General features: G+C 50.2%; 2 protein-coding genes and 1 pseudogene. 1 reads left to right on the forward strand and 2 read right to left on the reverse strand.

The features are described 5' to 3' along the window. Positions 1-334, forward strand: a pseudogene (locus OQK_RS00605) (diguanylate phosphodiesterase); the annotation flags it as partial. A 111-nt stretch (positions 335-445) separates the two neighbouring features. Here the strand turns inward: OQK_RS00605 and OQK_RS00610 are convergent. Both OQK_RS00610 and OQK_RS28960 read right to left on the reverse strand, forming a co-directional pair. Beyond that, a complete protein-coding gene (locus OQK_RS00610) occupies positions 446-841 on the reverse strand; it encodes a hypothetical protein (RefSeq protein ID WP_016770660.1) in 396 nt (131 codons plus the stop codon). After that, the coding region (locus OQK_RS28960; RefSeq protein ID WP_162098712.1) for an RHS repeat-associated core domain-containing protein at positions 838-1,489 on the reverse strand (652 nt) is incomplete at its 5' end. The genes OQK_RS00610 and OQK_RS28960, both read right to left, overlap by 4 nt.

Below are 1,489 nucleotides of genomic sequence, written 5' to 3' on the forward strand. Positions count from 1 at the left end.
CCTCGTCCTCGGCCCCGAAGACTGGCGCAAACGCCTCAACCAACTGCTCGACGACTTCCAAAGCCAATGCCGCCGCTTCTATCGGCCTGAACACCTTGAGGCGGGATGTTTTATTGCGCCGAATCGCCAGGGTGTGCGGCAGGAGTTTGCGTTGTTGTCGTTATCGATTGGGGTAGTGCATTTGCGACCTGAGGCTTGTGCAGCGCTTGATGCCAGCCAGCTTGCGGAGATGGCTTCGCAGGCTAAGCATCATGCGAAGGGGGTTGTGGGGTTTAGTGTGTATTTGCTCGATGCTGCAGCGCCTCCGGCCCAGACATCACAGCTAGTTGGTTAAACCCCAGCACAGTAGCGCATCATAAACTCCATGTAGTTCACAATCATAATCTAGCGATCACATGCCGCTCTTTCAAGACTCGGAAGGGTAGTAAGTAGTCACGACTAATTCTCAATCTATCGGATAGTCGCAAGCCCAAGGGGGAACGAACAACTCTGGATTGATCCCATTCAATTCAAGAAAGGCATATATTTCGTCCTCCGTCTCCATTTTTTTCAGTTTTGTAATTGTGGTATCCCTAGCACCAAAACTATCTCTGGTTTCCAAAATATGAACTGGCACGGTGAACTCAATGAAGACGAACTTAGAGCTCTTGGAATCCTCAAGGAAGTCGTAATAGCATTCTCCTGGGTGCCTATCCATAAAATTCAAGTGATACACAGCATAAATGGCAGCCCATTTCCGAAGCGAACGATCATGCGAAGGCATCTCTTGGGCTATCTCTGTGTAATTTCTAGCTTCCAGCCCCCACCATACTTTTCTAGAAATCACTTTGTGGCTGCTCATTTTTGCTCTCCGAATTGATTCGGCCAATAGATCCTAATCACTTCACCTTTGACTGGATGCAGTTGCAGATGTGGATTAGTGCCATGCGGATCACTTGGGTCATGATTCGCCATTGTGACCTTTCTTGTTTTAATATCTGACATTGGAGTGTCATCCCAATGGTAATATTTTTCGGGGCTTTTAACTTTTCTAAAATGCGTTTTCGCAGTTGCTGAATTGAACTCTTCAGCATTTCTGTACCCTTGTCCGGCATATTTCCCCAAGAACAACTCTTCAGCCTCAGCCCTGGTATTGACGGTAACAGATGTCGCGCCTCTATCCAGTGCTTCTGACGCTCGTTTGGTGGAGCTGTTCGACCACGGAATTTCTGGTGCTGACGGCTCTCTGGTATCAACCTTTGCATTCCCGCATGGTGCCGTTGGATTCCCTTTTCCGTCTCCATCTGGCGGGCATCCGTTCAACCCCAACGGATCCACCCACCCCGTCGGATTCGGCACGTACTGGTACTGATTCAACCCACCCGCGAGCTTCACCGGGTCCGGCGTCAGATACCGCCCTAGCCTCGGGTCGTAATACCGATGGCGGTTGTAATGCAGTCCGCTTTCCGCATCGAAATACTGCCCCTGAAACCGCAGCGGTTGGTCGAGG

It is taken from the genome of Pseudomonas sp. R62, assembly GCF_000257605.1.
GTDB lineage: Bacteria > Pseudomonadota > Gammaproteobacteria > Pseudomonadales > Pseudomonadaceae > Aquipseudomonas > Aquipseudomonas atacamensis.

Coding starts and splice junctions, on each gene's coding strand:
- OQK_RS00610 (WP_016770660.1), bottom strand. CDS start 841: ATGAGCAGCCACAAAGTGATTTCTAGAAAAGTATGGTGGGGGCTGGAA.